The organism is Caballeronia temeraria, from assembly GCF_001544795.2.
Lineage (GTDB): Bacteria > Pseudomonadota > Gammaproteobacteria > Burkholderiales > Burkholderiaceae > Caballeronia > Caballeronia temeraria.
Genome location: NZ_FCOI02000009.1, coordinates 49,963 through 67,243 on the forward strand (window position 1 = coordinate 49,963; position 17,281 = coordinate 67,243).

Below are 17,281 nucleotides of genomic sequence, written 5' to 3' on the forward strand. Positions count from 1 at the left end.
AGACACCGCGTTCATGATCAGACTCAGCTCACTCTTGCTGGCCGCCGCGCTCGCCGCGGCCGCGCCGGTTCACGCGAAAGACGCCGATACCTTGCGCCTCGGCATCGATCCCGGTTATCCGCCGATGGACGTGAAGACGCCCGACGGCCACGTCGCGGGCTTCGACGTCGATCTCGGCGATGAAATCTGCCGCCGCATCGCGATGCGCTGCCAGTGGGTCGAGCTGGAGTTCTCGGGGATGATTCCCGCGCTGCAGGCGCGCAAGATCGACGGGATCATGTCGTCGATGGCGATCACCGACAAGCGCATGAAGCAGATCGCCTTTTCCACCAAGCTGTTCGAGTTCCGCTCGCGTCTGATCGCGAAGCAGGGCGCGCCGCTCACGGCGAGCGCGCAGGGTTTGCGCGGCAAGCGCATCGGCGTGCAGAGCGGCAGCCAGTTCGAAACCTATGCGATGAAGAACTGGCAGCCGGGCGGCGTCGAAGTGGTGGCGTATCAGAGCATGGACGGCGTGCTGAGCGACCTGACCGCGGGACGCATCGATGCCGCGCTGCTCGGCTCGGTCGAAGCGGAACACGGCTTTCTGAAGACGCCGCGCGGCGCGGGCTTCGCGTTCGTCGGCGAGCCGCTGCCGATGGGCGATCACGGCGTCGGCATGGGCTTGCGGCAGGACGATGCGGCGCTGAAGGCGAAGGTCGACAAGGCCGTTGTCGACATGCGCGCCGACGGCACGTATCAGAAGATCGCGCGCAAGTATTTCGATTTCGACGTGTACGGCGACTGACCATGCAAACGAAACGTCATCCGCTCGTCTCGACCACGCTCGGCACGTCGCGCGAGCTCGTCAGCTTTCATTTCGGCGCTGCCCGCGAGGGTGAGCGCGTCTATCTGCAAGCCTCGCTGCACGCCGATGAAACCCCCGCGATGCTCACCGCGTGGACGCTGAAGCAACGTCTCGCCGCGCTCGAAGCCGAGGGCCGCATGCGCGGCGAAATCGTGCTGGTGCCGGTAGCGAATCCCATCGGCCTGTCGCAGCATGTGCTCGGGCAATTCCTCGGGCGCTTCGAGGCGAACAGCGGCCACAACTTCAACCGCAGTTTTCCGATGCCGTCCGCCGCCGCGCTGATCGAACGCGTCGGCGCGCGCTTGTCGCCAGACGATGCCGCGCACAATGCGCGCGTTCTGCGCGGCGCGCTCGTCGACATGCTCGGCGAGACGAGCGCGAAGAACGAGTTCGAATCGCTGCGGCTCGCGTTGCTGACGCTGGCTTCGGGCGCCGATATCGTGCTCGATCTGCATTGCTCGCTCGAAGCGACGATGCACCTCTACACGAGCCCCGCGAGCTGGCCGGCGATCGAGCCGCTCGCGCGCTTTCTCGGCGCAAACGGCGTGCTGCTCGCGACGGATTCGGGCGGCCAGTCCTTCGACGAGGTTCACGCGCTCTTGTGGAACGAAGTCCGGGCGCGTCTGGGCGACGGCACGCCGCTCGGCGCGCCGAATATCGCGGCGACGATCGAGCATCGCGGGCAGCGCGACGTCGATTACGAAACGGCGTCGCACGATGCGGAGGCGATCGTCGATTATCTGATCGCGCGTGGCGTGATTGACGGCAATGCGAAGGACGCGCCGCCGCTCGCGCAACCCGCGACACCGCTCGCGGGCAGCCAGCAACTGACGGCGCCGGTGAGCGGGATCGTCGTGTATCGCGCGAAAGTGGGCGCGCGGCTGAAGGCGGGCGATCCGGTGTTCGATATCGTCGATCCGATCACCGATGAAGTGACGACCGTCACGACGAGCAACGACGGCGTGTTCTATATGCGTCGCGCGATTCGCTTCGTGTACGCGGGCGCGCCGATGGGACGGGTCACGGGCGAAAGGACGATCAGAAACGGGGTGTTGATCGGGGCGTGATGGATACCACTTTGCGCGTGAACCTACGACCAGAATTCGCGCGCGACGTGCGCTGCCCAGTTCGGGAATTCGGACTTATAGAAAATATGCAGGCCCTCGTTGAACGAAGCCGCTTTCAGACCATTGCAAGACGCGAGCAGTGTCAGCGACGCCGGCGTAAAGAACGAAATGTGGCCGTTGCGCGGCATGCAATACCACCAGGACTCGATGCCGTGATCGGAGATATTCGCGGGCAGAAGCAGCGTGCTGAACACGATGCTTCCGCTTTCGTCGAGCAGGCTCGCGAGCGATTTCACTAGTTGATGCGGATCGGTATGGTGTTCGAATACTTCGAAAGTGAAAACGACGCGATAACGCTCTGCGAGCGCGCTTTCATCCGATTGTTGGCTGAAAGGATCGTAGGAGCGCACATTCTGAAAACCGCGCGCCTTGAGCTGTTGTTCAAACAACCCAAGACCCGAGCCGAAATCGAGAATCTTTTCCGTCGACAAGGCTGAAAATATTTCGGATATCTGTCGGGCGTTATCGTCTGGACGGACGAAGGTGTAGTCAGGATCCTGCCGGACGTAATCCGCGTTGTAGGTATGTGCACCGAAGTCTTCTGAGGTCCATTCATCGAACGCGCGAGTAAACGCAAACCCGCATTGTTCGCATCGGTAATAGTAGATCGGGATGCCGGAATAAGGATCGACCTTTTTTCCCGCCCCAATGTCCGCACCGCCTCGCGAGAAATCGACCACGCCACAAAGCGCGCTTCGACTCCCGCAGCATTTACACGTTGAGTCCAGCGGGGTGTATCGGAAATTCTCGAGCAATTTGGGCCTCCGTTGAAATTGCTCGGATCATAACCTTTCGGGGTGCGAACGAGTGTGCCGTTCTGTGCGGAGGATGATTACAACAGGACGATTCTTTCACCGGACGGACACGCCGGGCGCATATTTCCCGTGCTCGCTAGAATGACTCTTCCCTCTCGAGGAGTCTCGCCATGCTGGACTTCGTACGCCACGCCCGCACGCCGATGCTCGATCTCGCCTACGCCGATTCCGGTCCCGCCGACGGTCCCATCGTGCTGCTGATCCACGGCTGGCCCGATGCGGCGCGCGCGTGGAACGCCGTGGCCGCGCGGCTCAACGACGCGGGTTATCGGACCATCGTGCCGGAGTTGCGCGGCGCGGGCGGCACGCGTTTCCTGCGCGACGACACCGTGCGCGACGGCTCGGGCGTCGCGCTCGCGCAAGACGCCGTCGATCTCGCCGATGCCCTCGGCATCGCCACATTCGATGTCGTCGGCCACGACTGGGGCGCGCGCGCCGCGTACACCCTTTCCGCCCTGTTTCCCGGGCGCGTGCGGCGCATGGCCGCGCTCGCGCTCGCATATCAGCCGCGCGGCGTCTTCACATTGCCGGATTTTTCGCAGGCGCGGCGCTTCTGGTACCAATGGTTCATGTCGCTCGATGGCGGCCCGGACGCGGTCGCCGCCGATCCCAAAGGCTTCGCGCGCCTCCAGTGGGAAACCTGGTCGCCGCCCGGCTGGTTCGACGAGGCCGAATTCGCGACGACCGCGCGAGCATTCGAGAATCCCGACTGGGTGCCGATCACGCTGAACGCGTATCGCCGGCGCTGGCGCAGCGACCAGCCGTCCGATCCGGCGCTCGCCGAGCTTTACACGCGGCTTGCGACGATCGAGCGCATCGGCGCGCCGGCGCTGATGATCCAGGGCGGCGCTGACGCCTGCGACGAACCGGCGAGTTCGGAAGGACAGGCGCACTATTTCACGGCGGGATACCGGCGCGTCGTTATCGACGGCGCGGGGCACTTTCCGCTGCGCGAAGCGCCGGACGCGGTCGCGGAAGCGGTCATCGCGCATCTGACGTAATCAGCGGGCAGGCGAGCGGCTTGCGCAACGTCACCGGACACGGCTGACACGTTTGGCGACAAACACTGTATGCGTGTACAGTACTGATCGCTATGGCGGCCGCGCACTTCCGAACACTCGTGCGACCTCGTCGAACACTTCGAGCAAGCTGCCTAACTTATTGAACCGGTTGAAAAATTGGCATCGAACAACGCAATCCGCATTCGCGGCGCACGTCAGCACAACCTCAAGAATCTCGACCTCGACCTGCACACGGGCCAGATGACGGTCGTGACCGGGCCGTCCGGTTCCGGCAAGTCGAGCCTCGTGTTCGACACGCTCTACGCGGAAGGTCAGCGGCGCTACGTCGAGACTTTCAGCGCGTACGCGCGCCAGTTTCTCGACCGGATGGACCGTCCGCAGGTCGATCGCGTGGACGGCGTGCCGCCTGCTATCGCCATCGACCAGACGAATCCGGTGCGAAGTTCGCGCTCGACTGTCGGCACGATGACCGAGCTGAACGATCACCTGAAGCTCTTCTACGCGCGCGCCGCCGAACTCTTCGATAAAAAGACATCGCACCGCGTGCGTCACGACACGCCCGAAACGATCTACGCCGAGCTACTCGAACGCACGCGCGCCGACGATCCGCGTCTCGCGATCACGTTTCCGGTCGAACTGCCCGACACCGCGAGCGACGAGGAAGTCGAGCAATGGCTCTCCGCGAGCGGCTATACGCGCGTGCAGGCGAAGCGCCACGTGCAGACGGCATCGGGCGCGCGGCAAATGCTCGATGTCGTCGCGGACCGTTTTCGCTTGCAGAACACCGAGCGCTCGCGCGCGCTGGAAGCCATCGAAAGCGCGTTGCTGCGCGGCACCGGCCGCGTCGACGTTTATGTGCTGAAGGAAGAAGGCGAGCCGGACATCTGGCGTTTCTCCACCGGCCTGCATAGCCCGGAAAGCGATCTGCGTTACGCGGACCCGCAGCCGGCGCTGTTCTCGTTCAATTCCGCGTATGGCGCGTGCGAAACGTGCCGCGGCTTCGGGCGCGTGATCGGCGTCGATTACGGCCTCGTCATTCCCGACGATAAAAAGACGTTACGCGAAGGCGCGGTCAAAACGCTGCAGACGCCCGCGTGGAAAGAAAATCAGGACGATCTCGTGCGCTACGGCGCGAAGGCGGGCATTCGTCTCGGCGTGCCGTGGAAGGATCTCACGCAGCAGGAACGCGACTGGGTCATCAAGGGCTCGCCCGACTGGACCGGCAAGTGGCAGAACCAGTGGTACGGCGTGCAGCGCTTCTTCGACTATCTGGAGTCGAAGGCGTACAAGATGCACATTCGCGTGTTGCTGTCGAAATATCGCAGCTATACGACGTGTCCGGTGTGCGCCGGCGCGCGCCTCAAGACCGAATCGCTGTTGTGGCGTCTCGGCACGAAAGAGCAGGCCGATGCCGTGCTCTCGCCGCACGATCGCTTCATGCCGGCAGGCGTCGATTGGACGCGCGCGCAACTCGAAGCGCTACCCGGACTCACGGTGCACGACCTGATGCTGATGCCGATCGAGCGCATTCGCCGCTTCTTCGATTCGCTGACGCTGCCTTCCACCCTGCTCGACGAAGCGCTCAAGCTGCTGCACGCGGAAGTGCGCACGCGCCTGAAATATCTCTGCGATGTCGGTCTCGGCTATCTGACGCTGGATCGTCAGTCGCGCACGCTCTCCGGCGGCGAAGTGCAGCGCATCAATCTGACAACCGCGCTCGGCACGTCGCTCGTGAATACGTTGTTCGTGCTCGATGAGCCGAGCATCGGGCTGCATCCGCGCGATCTGAACCGCATCGTCGAGGCGATGCATCGTCTGCGCGATGCGGGCAACACGCTCGTTGTCGTGGAGCACGATCCATCGGTGATGCTCGCGGCGGATCGTCTCATCGACATGGGGCCGGGGCCGGGCGAGCGCGGCGGGCAGATTGTCTACGACGGCGCGCCCGACGACATCCAGACCACCGACACGCTGACCGGCGCGTATCTCGGCGGCCGCAAGCATGTGGCGCATGCGTCGAACTGGAATCGCCGCGTCGTCGATGCGAACACGCCGCGCCTCACGCTCGAAGGCGCGAGCGATCACAACCTGCGTGACGTGACGGTCGATATCCCGTTGCAGCGTCTCGTGTGCGTGACGGGCGTATCCGGCTCCGGCAAATCGACGCTGATCCAGGACGTGCTCGCGCCCGCGCTGATGCGTCATTTCGGCAAGGCCACGGAAGCGCCTGGCGCGTATCGCGATCTGAAGGGCGCGGAGCATCTGAGCGACGTCGTGTTCGTCGATCAGTCGCCAATCGGCCGCACGGCGCGCTCGAATCCGGCGAGCTATGTCGGCGCATTCGATGAAATCCGCAAGCTCTTTGCGAAGGCGCCGCTCGCGTTGCAGCGCGGCTATAGCGCGAGCATGTTCAGCTTCAATTCGGGCGACGGACGCTGCCCCACATGCGGCGGCTCGGGCTTCGAGCACGTCGAAATGCAGTTCCTGAGCGATGTCTATCTGCGTTGCCCGGATTGCGACGGACGCCGTTATCGCGCGGAAATCCTCGAAGTGAAGATCGAGCGCGGCGATCGTCAACTGAGCGTCGCCGATGTGCTCGAACTGACCGTCAGCGAAGCGGTCGCGCTGTTCGCCGGCGACAAGGAAGTGCTGCGCGTGCTGCAGCCGATCGTCGATGTCGGTCTCGAATACGTGAAGCTCGGCCAGCCCGTGCCGACGCTTTCCGGCGGCGAGGCGCAGCGTCTCAAGCTCGCGGGCTTCCTCGCGGAAACGTCGCAGGCGAGCAAGAGCGAAAGCCGTCTCTTCATGTTCGACGAGCCGACCACGGGCCTGCATTTCGACGATATCGCCAAGCTGATGCAGGCGCTGCGTCGGTTGCTCGAACGCGGTCATTCGCTGATCGTCATCGAACACAATCTCGATGTCATTCGCGCCGCCGACTGGATCATCGATCTCGGCCCCGAAGGCGGCGATGGCGGCGGGCAAGTCGTATGCGTCGGCACACCTGACGATGTTTCGGCGTGCGAACAATCGCATACGGGCCGCGCGCTGATCGAGTACGAAGAAGCGATGGCGCCGGGCGCGGCAGAAAAGCGCGCGGGCGTGCCGTTGCAGCTCGCGGCAGAAGTGGCGAGCGCGCGGCGCGCGTTGCAGGGCGAGAACGTCGTGCGCATCGTCAATGCGCGAGAGCACAATCTGAAGTCGCTCGATGTCGATATCCCGCACAACAAGTTCAACGTCGTGACGGGCGTGTCCGGCTCGGGCAAGTCGACGCTCGCGTTCGATATCCTCTTTCACGAAGGCCAGCGGCGTTACCTCGAATCGCTGAACGCGTATGCGCGCTCCATCGTGCAGCCGGCGGGCCGTCCCGAAGTCGATGCGGTATATGGCATTCCGCCGACCGTCGCGATCGAGCAGCGCCTGTCGCGCGGCGGACGCAAGTCGACGGTCGCGACGACATCGGAAGTCTGGCACTTCCTGCGCTTGTTGTACGTGAAGCTCGGCATCCAGCATTGCATCCACGACGGCACGCCGGTGCAATCGCAGAGTTCGGAGTCGATTGCCGCGCAGATCATGCGCGATTTCAAGGGGCAGCACGTGGGACTGCTTGCGCCGCTCGTCGTGAACCGCAAGGGCGTCTATACCGATCTCGCGAAATGGGCGAAGGCGCGCGGCAATACGCATCTGCGCGTCGACGGCGAATTCCTGCCCGTGAGTCCGTGGCCGAAGCTCGACCGCTTCCGCGAACATACGATCGAACTGCCGGTTGCGGATATCGTCGTGTCGGCGGATAACGAAGCGGAACTGCGGCGTCTGCTCGATGACACGCTCGAAATCGGCAAGGGCGTGATGCATCTTTGCGCGCCGCTCGATGACCTGCATGGCTCGTGGCAGGACGGCGCGCGCCGCGGCAACGAAGAAACGCGCGTGTTCTCGACAAAGCGCGCGTGCCCGGTATGCGGCACGAGTTATCCCGAACTCGATCCGCGCATGTTCTCGTACAACAGCAAGCATGGCTGGTGCAATACATGCGTCGGCACGGGCGTGAAGCTCACGCGCGAGCAGCGCGCCGCCTTCGACGACACGCTCTTCGCGCAGGACGATCGCGGACGCGAGCAGAGCATCGGATCGGTGGATCAGGAACCGGACGATATCGTCGATCAGCCGTGTCCGGATTGCGAAGGCACGCGTCTGAACGATGTCGCGCGCGCTGTCACGTTTGGCGATTATCCGATCACGGAAGTCGGACGCTGGACCGTCAGCGACACGCGCGAGTGGATTGCATCGCTGAAACTGAAGGGCCGCGATGCGGATATCGCACGCGACGTGGTCAGCGAAATCGAAGGGCGCCTACAGTTCCTCGAAGAAGTCGGGCTCGGCTATCTGAGCCTCGATCGCGCCGCGCCGACGCTCTCCGGCGGCGAAGCGCAACGCATTCGTCTTGCTGCGCAACTCGGCAGCAACCTGCAAGGCGTGTGCTATGTGCTCGATGAGCCGACCATCGGTCTGCATCCGCGCGACAACCTCATCCTGCTGTCCGCGCTCAGGAAGCTCAACGACAAGGGCAATACGCTCGTGGTCGTCGAGCACGATGAAGACACGATTCGCCGCGCGGATCACATCATCGATATCGGGCCGGGGGCGGGCAAGCGCGGCGGCACGGTGGTCGCGCAGGGCAACGTGACGGACCTCGCGGCGCACAAGGCTTCGCTCACAGGCCAGTTTCTCGCGAATCCGATCGTGCATCCGCTCCAGCCCCGACGCGACGTGCGCACGGGCACCGCGAAACGCGCTGCTGTTCCTGAGCAATGGCTGACCGTCGAAGGCGCGACGCTGCACAATTTGCGCAACGTGACGGCGAGCATGCCGCTGAATCGGCTCGTCGCGATTACCGGCGTGTCGGGCTCGGGCAAGTCGACGCTCGCGCGCGACGTGCTGATGACCAATCTGCTCGATGCCGTCGGCCGTTCGGTGCTGTCGTCGCCGGCGGTGCGGCGCGCGCGCAAGGCCGCGCAGGCCGCGGATACGGGCAAGCCCGGCACGAAATCGCGCGCCAGCGTGCTCGCACGCGAAGCGCCGCGTCCGAAGTTCGATGTCGCGCATGCGTGGCAGGGCTGCGCGGGCGTGACGGGCTTCGAGGCTATCGATCGCGTGCTCGAAGTCGATCAGACGCCGATCGGCAAGACGCCGCGTTCGTGCCCGGCGACGTACATCGGCATGTGGGACACCATCCGCAAGCTGTTCGCCGATACGCTCGAAGCCCGCGCGCGCGGCTATACGCCGTCGCGCTTCTCGTTCAACACGGGCGAAGGACGTTGCCCGGCGTGCGAAGGCCAGGGCGTGCGGACCATCGCGATGAGCTTCCTGCCCGACGTGAAGGTGCCCTGCGACGTATGTCACGGCCAGCGCTTCAATCCGGAGACGCTCGCGGTGACGTGGCGCGGCAAGAACATCGGCGAAGTGCTGACGATGGAAATCGACGAAGCCGTCGAGTTCTTCTCGTCGATGCAAAGCATCGCGCACCCGTTGCAATTGCTGTGCGATGTTGGCCTTGGTTATCTGACGCTCGGCCAGCCGTCGCCGACGTTGTCGGGCGGCGAGGCGCAGCGCATCAAGCTCGTCACGGAGCTGTCGAAGGTACGCGACGACATCACGCGGCGCGGCCAGAAGCCGCCGCATACGCTGTACGTGCTCGACGAGCCGACCGTCGGTTTGCACATGGCGGACGTCGCGAAGCTGATTCGCGTGCTGCATCGGCTGGTGGATGGCGGACATAGCGTGATCGTCATCGAACATGATCTCGATGTGATCGCCGAAGCCGACTGGGTCATCGATCTCGGGCCGGAAGGCGGCGTGAACGGCGGCACGATCGTCGCGCAAACGGACCCGGACACGCTTGCGACGCATCCGCGCAGTCATACGGGCGCGGCGCTGCGGCCGGTTCTGGGGCGCACGCGTCCCGCCGAGGATGCGGCATGATTTCCGATCTCGATACGCTCATCGCGTCGATGCAGCCCGAATTGCAGCCCGGCGTGTACGTGTTCGCGTCGCTGCCGCATGATGCGATGGTGACGGGCGCGGGCATCGTCGCGACGTTTCGCGAGCACGAGGGCTTGACGGTCGTGATGGAAGAAGACGCGGCGCGGACGGCGGGCATCGCGCCGCTGTTTCGCGCGGCGTGGATCACGCTGACCGTGCATTCGGATCTGAACGCGGTCGGGCTGACAGCGGCGTTCGCGCGGGCGCTCGGCGAGGCGAACATCAGTTGCAATGTGATCGCGGCGGCGTATCACGATCACATCTTCGTTCCGGTCGAAGAGGGCGCGCACGCCGTGCATGTCCTGCGAGATTTGCAACGCAGTGCTGGTAAGCTTTCGCCCTCATCAAAACCATGAAATCGACATAGATGGAAACGCAGGACAAAGCCGTCGCGCTGAAAAGAATGAAATGGTTCGCTGCCGCGCTGCTCGTCGCGGCGGGTGGCCTGTTTGCGCTCGCCAAAAGCCAGCACGATGCGGGCGTGTGGGCGTGGGTCTCGTCGTTCGCGGAAGCCGCGATGGTCGGCGCGCTCGCGGACTGGTTCGCGGTCGTGGCGCTGTTTCGCCATCCGCTCGGCGTGCCGATTCCGCACACGGCGATCCTGCCGGCGAACAAGGCGCGCGTCGCGGACAACCTCGCTGTGTTCGTGCGCGACCGCTTTCTCGGCACGGATGCGCTCGTCGCGCGCGTGAATGCGTTCGATCCGGCGAGCCGGCTGTCGATGTGGCTTGCGGAACCGAAGAACTCGGAGCTGCTCGGCAAGAAGGCGGTGACGGCGGTGGGCCAGTTGCTGTCTTTCGTCGACGACGAGCGCGTCAAGTCGATGCTCTACGACACGCTGCGCCGCCGCGCGGATACGTTCGATCTCGCGAGCGCGGCGGGAAGTGTGCTGTCGACGCTGACATCGGACCGGCGTCATCAGTTGCTGCTCGACGAGGGCCTGAAGCAGCTCGCCGGCTGGCTCGACAAGCCGGAAGTGCAGGAGATGCTGGCGACGCGCATTGTCGCGGTGGCGGGCGAGGAGTATCCGAAGCTCGTCGGCATGCTGGGTTTCGTCGGGCTGAACGCCGAGGATCTTGGCAACAAGTTCGCCGCTGGTCTGGTGCGCGGCGCGAATCAGTGGCTGCACGATGTGAGCAGCGACCCGGAGCATGAGCGTCGCAAGGCATTCGATGCGGCCGTCGAGCGATTTGTCGAACGGCTGAAGACCGATCCGGCGTTCAAGGCGCGTATCGATGAGCATAAGCGCGAATGGCTCGGGCGACCTGAGTTGCGGGGTTACGTGAACGGGCTGTGGGATGAGTTCATCGCGTGGCTCGATGCGGATATCCGGCGGCCGGATTCGTCGCTGCATGCGAAGGTCGTGGCGATGGCGGGTGGATTTGCCGAGGCGCTCGGCAGTGATCCGGCGTTGCGGGATTCGATCAACGAGCATATGCGGGATGCGTTGAAGGCGCTCGCGCCGGAGTTGCGCGATGGCATTGCGAAGCATATTGCCGCCACCGTCAAGCAGTGGGACGATGCTACGCTCGTCAGGGATGTTGAGTTGAATATCGGCAGGGATTTGCAGTTTATTCGCGTGAATGGGACGTTGGTGGGTGGGGCCGTCGGGATTTTGATTCACGCTGTGAGTGTGTTTGTGGGTTGAGTTTTTTTTGTTTTTTTCGCTGGGTCCCGTATTCGTGTTGGTCTATTAGCACTGCCCCTGTGCGGGGCGGCAGTCACTTTCTTTGCTGCTGCAAAGAAAGTAACCAAAGAAAGCAGCTCGTTCAGGCCCGCGGTCACACGTAGTTTGGGTAGTTCTCTCGTCCCCGATGGCACTCGCCTAAAGAGTGCCCTCATCACAATCACCGGGCTTGGCTCGCGCACGGTCTGCCGCCCAAAACCGTTCAGCGCGCTGGTTCAGCACCAAATGGCTCCTGCCCGCTTCGCGGCCGATGGGTCAATCGGGTCCGCGCGCGCTTCTTTGCTGATATCTCCATCTCATTGCAGGTGCCCTCCACTGGTTTCCCTTGTGGACTCCACGGCAGCGCGTAGCGCTGTGCCGGATGTATGATTGCTGAACCGGTGCCCTGAAACGACTAGCTAGTCAGACCGTGCGCGATCCAAGCCCGATGGGGCCTACGAGGGCACTCTTTAGGCGAGTGCCACTTTCAACGAGAGAACTACCCAAACTACGTGTGACCGCGGGCCTGAACGAGCTGCTTTCTTTGGTTACTTTCTTTGCAGCAGCAAAGAAAGTGACTGCCGCCCCGCACAGGGGCAGAGCTAATAGACCAAAAACAAACCGGGATCCGGCGAAACAACAAAGCCAAGAAACCAAAAAACCCATGACCCGCATCGACCGCACCGATCAAACCCCGATCGACGCCGCGCGTCTGGAAGACGAATGGCTGGAACCCGGTGCGAACGGCGGCTTCGCCTCCGGCACGGTGGGAACGATGCGCACCCGCCGCTACCACGCGCTGCTGCTCACCGCGACGCAGCCGCCCGCAGGACGCATGGTGCTGATCAACGGCATCGAAGCATGGCTCCGAACAGGCGATAAGCGCTTTCCTCTGACGATGCAGCGCTACGCCCCCGACGTGCTCTATCCGGACACATCAGCGAGCCTGCTTTCCTTCGATACCGACCCGTGGCCGACATGGCGCTATCGCGTCGACAACGATGCAGCGATCATCGTCGCCGAAGTATTCGTCGCGAAGGAAGCACGCCAAACCGTGCTGCGCTGGCGTCTCGAAGGCACATCGACAGCAGCGAAACTCGAAGTGCGTCCGCTGCTATCAGGACGCGACTATCACGCGCTGCATCACGAAAATCCGGCATTCTCCTTCGACGCCACCCTCGAAGGCGAACGCGTGCAATGGCAGCCCTATGCCGACCTTCCGACGATCTGCGTCACATCGAACGGCGCCTACGACCACGCGCCCGACTGGTATCGCAACTTTTGCTACGCACGCGAACGCGAGCGCGGACTCGATTTCACCGAAGACCTCGCGACACCCGGCGTCTTCACCTTCGACCTCTCGCGCGGCGACGCCATCATGATCCTGCACGACCACGCCGGCCACGACAAACCGTTCGAGGACAGCGCGCTCGCGCATGCATCGCATCTGGCATCGCGGGAAACGGAGCGCCGGGCGGCGTTCGGCTCGCGGCTCGCGCGCAGCGCCGATGCGTACGTCGTCACGCGCAACGTCGGCAAAACGATCATCGCGGGCTTTCCGTGGTTCACCGACTGGGGCCGCGACACCTTCATCTCGATGCGCGGCCTGCTGCTCGCCTCGGGCCGGCATCAGGAAGCGGAATCGATCCTGCTCGAATGGGCCGATACGATCTCCGAAGGCATGGTGCCGAACCGCTTCCCGGACAGCGGCGGTCTGCCGGAATACAACTCCGTCGATGCATCGCTGTGGTTCATCGTCGCCGTGCATGACTATCTCGCGACCGGCGACGCCCACGCCGCCACGACGAGCCGCCTGCAACGCGCCGCCGATGCCATTCTCGAAGGCTATTCGCGCGGCACGCGCTTCGGTATCGCCGCCGATACGGACGGTCTGCTGCGCGCAGGCGTCCCCGGCGTGCAACTTACGTGGATGGACGCGAAGGCGGGCAACTGGGTCGTGACGCCGCGCATCGGCAAGCCGGTCGAGGTGCAGGCGCTGTGGATCAACGCGCTGACGATCGCGAGCGCATGGAATCCGCATTGGCAGGCGCTGCGCGATCAGGCGCGGCTTGCCTTCGCGGCGCGTTTCGTCGATCCGGACACGCACACGCTTTTCGATGTCGTCGACGTGGATCACGAACCCGGCAAGATCGACCGCTCGATTCGTCCGAATCAGATCTTCGCGATCGGCGGATTGCCGTTTCCACTCGTCGATGGCGATATCGCGCGCGCTGTCGTCGGGCAGGCCGAAACGCAGCTTTTCACGCCGCTCGGCCTGCGCACGCTAGCGCCATCCGATCCGGCGTACAAGGCGCACTACGCGGGCGGCGTGCTGGCGCGCGACGGCGCGTATCACCAGGGCACCGTGTGGCCGTGGCTGATCGGCCCGTTCGTCGAGGCATGGGTGCGCGTGCATGGCGCGGACGGCGCGCGCGAGCGCTTTCTCGCGCCGCTCCATGCGCATCTCGATCGATACGGTCTCGATCACATCAGCGAAGTCGCCGATGGCGACGCCCCGCACACGCCCGGCGGCACGCCGTTCCAGGCGTGGTCGCTGGCGGAGCTGCTGCGCATCGACAAGCTGCTCGGGGACGCGTAGCCGCGCGTGCCGGCGTCAAAAACGCTAAATTACGAGTCTTGCCCGCCGTTCCGCACGCCGCCATCGAGGAGACGCCCATGTCGAAATCGCGCCCCGTCAACCAGCTCGACACCATCGAGGGCAAAAGGCTCCATTCGCCCGACTGCTCGCGCTGGCAGCGCTGGGGACCGTATCTGAGCGAACGGCAATGGGGCACGGTGCGCGAGGACTACAGCGAATTCGGCACGGCGTGGGAGTACTTTCCGCACGATCATGCGCGCAGCCGCGCGTATCGCTGGGGCGAGGACGGTCTAGCCGGCTTCGGCGACGACAAGCTCAACTGGTGCATCTCGCTCGCGCTCTGGAACGGCCGCGATCCGATCATCAAGGAGCGGCTCTTCGGCCTGACTAATCAGGAAGGCAATCACGGCGAGGACGTGAAGGAGCTGTACTTCTACATCGACGGCACGCCGACGCATTCCTACATGCGCATGCTCTACAAGTATCCGCATGCGGCGTATCCGTATGCCGATCTCGTCGATGAAAACGCGCGGCGCGGCGCCGACATGCCCGAGTACGAAGTGCTCGACACCGGTGTGTTCGACGACGAGCGCTACTTCGACGTTCAGGTCGAATACGCGAAGCACACGGCCGACGACATCCTGATGCGCGTGACAATCGAGAATCGCAGCGAGGTGTCGGCCGCGCTCGACGTGCTGCCGCAAATCTGGGCGCGCAATACGTGGTCGTGGAAGCCGACGCCGCTGAAGCCGTCGCTGAAGGTGGAGACGGTGCAGGGCGAGGGCACCTACGTACTCGCCGAACAAGGCGCCCATGAGCCGATGGTCGTCACCGCGTGGTCGCCGGATGCCGCGAATATCGAATGGCTGTTTTGCGAGAACGAGACCAACGTCAAGCGGCTTTTTCACATGGAAGGCACGGGGCCGTTCAAGGACGGCTTCAACGATTACATCCTTCAGGGCGACGAAGACGCGATCCGCCGCGACAAAGGCACGCGCGCCGCGGCGCATGCGCATCTCGAACTGGCGCCGCGCAGCAAGGCCGTGGTGTATCTGCGCTGGCGGCCCGAATCCGCGCCGGACGCGGTGCCGCTCGACGTCGACGGACTCTTCGCGCGCCGCCTCGCGGAAGCGGACGAGTTCTACGGCGCGCTGCAACACGATATCGCCGATGCCGATCAGCGGCTCGTGCAGCGTCAGGCGCTCGCGGGCATGTTGTGGTCGAAGCAGTACTATCAGTTCGACGTGACGCGCTGGCTCGACGGCGATCCGCTCCAGCCGAAGCCGCCGAAGCAGCGGCGCTCCGGACGCGATGCGGACTGGCGGCATCTGTGCAACGCGGACATCGTGTCGATGCCGGACAAGTGGGAATATCCGTGGTACGCGTCGTGGGATCTGGCCTTTCATGCGGCCGCGTTCGCGCTCATCGATCCGGAATTCGCCAAGCGCCAGTTGCTGCTGCTCGTGAAGGACCGCTATCAGCATCCGAACGGCCAGTTGCCCGCCTACGAATGGGCTTTCGGCGATGCCAATCCGCCCGTGCACGCGTGGGCGACGTGGCGCGTCTACGAGATCGATCGGGCGATCACCGGAAAGGGCGATCGCGATTTCCTCGAGCTCGTGTTCCACAAGCTGCTGCTGAACTTCTCGTGGTGGGTCAACCGCAAGGACGCCGACGGCAAGAACATCTTCCAGGGCGGCTTTCTCGGGCTGGACAACGTGGGCATCTTCGACCGCTCGTCGCCGCTGCCGACGGGCGGCCACATCGATCAGGCCGATGGCACCGCGTGGATGGCCGCCTATGCGCTCGACCTGATGCGCATCGCGCTCGAACTTGCGTACGCGAACAAGGTGTTCGTCGATATCGCCGTGAAGTTCTTCGAGCACTTCCTGTATATCGCGGAAGCGGTGAGCTGCGAGGACGACTGCGATACCGGCCTGTGGGACGGCGAGGACGAGTTCTTCTACGACAAGCTGCGCCTGCCCGATGGCACCAACGTGCCGATGCGCGTGCGCTCGATCGTCGGGCTGATTCCGCTTTTCGCGGTACACGTGCTGGAGCCGAAGGTGTATCGCTCGCTGCCGGAGTTGCGCGAGCGCCTGCACTGGTTCCTCGAACATCGCACGGATCTTTCGAGGCTCGTGTCGCGCTGGAACGTCTCGGGTCAGGGCAACAGCGTGCTGCTGTCGCTGTTGCGCGGACATCGCATGAAGGCGTTGCTCAGGCGCATGCTCGACGAAAGCGAATTCCTCTCCGATCACGGCGTGCGTGCGCTGTCGCGCGTGCATCTCGATAACCCGTTCGTCTTCTATCACAACAACGAAAGCTTCGGCATCCGCTATCTTCCGGCGGAATCGGACTCGCGCGTGTTCGGCGGCAATTCGAACTGGCGCGGCCCGGTGTGGATGCCGGTGAACTATCTGCTGATCGAATCGATTTACGAGTTCCATCGCTATTACGGCGACGATTTCCGCGTCGAATATCCGACGGGCTCGGGGCAGAAGTTCTCGCTCGCGCAGATCGCCGACGAACTCGCGCGCCGCGTGACTACGCTCTTTCTGCTCGACAAGAACGGCGAGCGTCCCGTGATGGCGGCGTATCCGCTGCTGCAGGCCGATCCGCGTTCGCGTGATCTCGTGCTATTTCACGAATATTTTCACGGCGATAACGGGCGCGGCGTTGGCGCATCGCATCAGACGGGCTGGAGCGGGCTGGTCGCGCTGCTGCTGCAACCGCATGCGACGGGACCGTCCGGCGTCGTGCCGCTCGCGGGCGAAGCCGATGCCGATATTCAGGAGTTCGCCGGGGCCAAGTAAGGCGTGGCGCGCGGTGGCGTTTCACGAAAGTCAAGAGTGAAACGCCTAAACCATAGTTCGGAATTATCTGGTGTTGTTGGCGGCGCTAACTGCGTAAGTTCGTTCAAACACGAACTCATGACAGTTTGGAGGACAACATGACTCACTCCATCAGCGCGTATTCCTTGAGCGGTTTCCAGATGGGCATGGGCGCCGGCGGCCGTGCCCGCGTCGAGCACGAACATTGCCCGCCGTTCGCCATCGTCATGTTCGTCTTCGCTCTCGCAATGCTGGGCGGCGTCTGGTCCAGCAGCCAGTTCGAGAGTTTCGCCGCCGGTTTGATCGCGTGGGCCGCGATCCTTACCATGCTGGGC

Annotated in this window: 10 protein-coding genes; 8 read left to right on the forward strand and 2 right to left on the reverse strand. The window is 63.8% G+C overall.

The genetic code is table 11. From position 1 onward, the window contains the following. The first annotated feature begins 13 nt into the window (after positions 1-13). A complete protein-coding gene (locus AWB76_RS15205; RefSeq protein ID WP_082864448.1) occupies positions 14-784 on the forward strand; it encodes a transporter substrate-binding domain-containing protein in 771 nt (256 codons plus the stop codon). 2 nt (positions 785-786) lie between these two features. Continuing rightward, entirely contained in the window at positions 787-1,911 is a 1,125-nt protein-coding gene (locus AWB76_RS15210) for a succinylglutamate desuccinylase/aspartoacylase family protein (protein ID WP_061160959.1), read from the forward strand. Positions 1,912-1,934: 23 nt separating this feature from the next. Here AWB76_RS15210 and AWB76_RS15215 read toward each other — a convergent pair whose 3' ends face one another. Then, positions 1,935-2,651, reverse strand: a complete 717-nt coding sequence (locus tag AWB76_RS15215) for a class I SAM-dependent methyltransferase (protein ID WP_244173373.1) — start codon at positions 2,649-2,651, stop codon at positions 1,935-1,937. Between the two features lie 245 nt (positions 2,652-2,896). Between AWB76_RS15215 and AWB76_RS15220 the strand changes: the two genes are divergently transcribed. From AWB76_RS15220 to AWB76_RS15245, 6 genes are all read left to right on the forward strand, one after another. Next, positions 2,897-3,787, forward strand: a complete 891-nt coding sequence (locus AWB76_RS15220; RefSeq protein WP_061160961.1) for an alpha/beta fold hydrolase — start codon at positions 2,897-2,899, stop codon at positions 3,785-3,787. A gap of 177 nt (positions 3,788-3,964) precedes the next feature. Then, positions 3,965-9,787: an excinuclease ABC subunit UvrA gene (uvrA, locus tag AWB76_RS15225; RefSeq protein WP_096031306.1), complete on the forward strand. Its 5,823-nt coding sequence runs from the start codon at positions 3,965-3,967 to the stop codon at positions 9,785-9,787. After that, positions 9,784-10,203, forward strand: a complete 420-nt coding sequence (locus AWB76_RS15230; RefSeq protein ID WP_061160963.1) for an ACT domain-containing protein — start codon at positions 9,784-9,786, stop codon at positions 10,201-10,203. Before uvrA ends, AWB76_RS15230 begins: the two co-directional genes overlap by 4 nt. Positions 10,204-10,214: 11 nt before the next feature. Then, positions 10,215-11,495, forward strand: coding sequence for a DUF445 domain-containing protein (locus AWB76_RS15235; protein WP_061160964.1), 1,281 nt, complete (start codon positions 10,215-10,217; stop codon positions 11,493-11,495). A 682-nt stretch (positions 11,496-12,177) separates the two neighbouring features. After that, positions 12,178-14,112: an amylo-alpha-1,6-glucosidase gene (locus AWB76_RS15240; protein WP_061160965.1), complete on the forward strand. Its 1,935-nt coding sequence runs from the start codon at positions 12,178-12,180 to the stop codon at positions 14,110-14,112. Positions 14,113-14,189: 77 nt separating this feature from the next. Next, positions 14,190-16,928 (forward strand): MGH1-like glycoside hydrolase domain-containing protein, encoded by a 2,739-nt coding sequence (locus tag AWB76_RS15245; RefSeq protein WP_061160966.1) that lies wholly within the window; start codon positions 14,190-14,192, stop codon positions 16,926-16,928. 142 nt (positions 16,929-17,070) lie between these two features. On the opposite strand, the gene AWB76_RS15250 is transcribed toward AWB76_RS15245, so the two are convergent. Continuing rightward, positions 17,071-17,274, reverse strand: a complete 204-nt coding sequence (locus tag AWB76_RS15250; RefSeq protein ID WP_157696131.1) for a hypothetical protein — start codon at positions 17,272-17,274, stop codon at positions 17,071-17,073. Positions 17,275-17,281 lie beyond the last annotated feature (7 nt).

Excerpts from the sequence above, each read along its gene's own strand:
- AWB76_RS15205 (WP_082864448.1), top strand. The coding sequence starts at position 14 with ATGATCAGACTCAGCTCACTCTTGCTGGCCGCCGCGCTCGCCGCGGCC.
- AWB76_RS15210 (WP_061160959.1), top strand. The coding sequence starts at position 787 with ATGCAAACGAAACGTCATCCGCTCGTCTCGACCACGCTCGGCACGTCG.
- AWB76_RS15220 (WP_061160961.1), top strand. The coding sequence starts at position 2,897 with ATGCTGGACTTCGTACGCCACGCCCGCACGCCGATGCTCGATCTCGCC.
- AWB76_RS15230 (WP_061160963.1), top strand. The coding sequence starts at position 9,784 with ATGATTTCCGATCTCGATACGCTCATCGCGTCGATGCAGCCCGAATTG.
- AWB76_RS15235 (WP_061160964.1), top strand. The coding sequence starts at position 10,215 with ATGGAAACGCAGGACAAAGCCGTCGCGCTGAAAAGAATGAAATGGTTC.
- AWB76_RS15240 (WP_061160965.1), top strand. The coding sequence starts at position 12,178 with ATGACCCGCATCGACCGCACCGATCAAACCCCGATCGACGCCGCGCGT.
- AWB76_RS15245 (WP_061160966.1), top strand. The coding sequence starts at position 14,190 with ATGTCGAAATCGCGCCCCGTCAACCAGCTCGACACCATCGAGGGCAAA.
- AWB76_RS15250 (WP_157696131.1), bottom strand. The coding sequence starts at position 17,274 with ATGGTAAGGATCGCGGCCCACGCGATCAAACCGGCGGCGAAACTCTCG.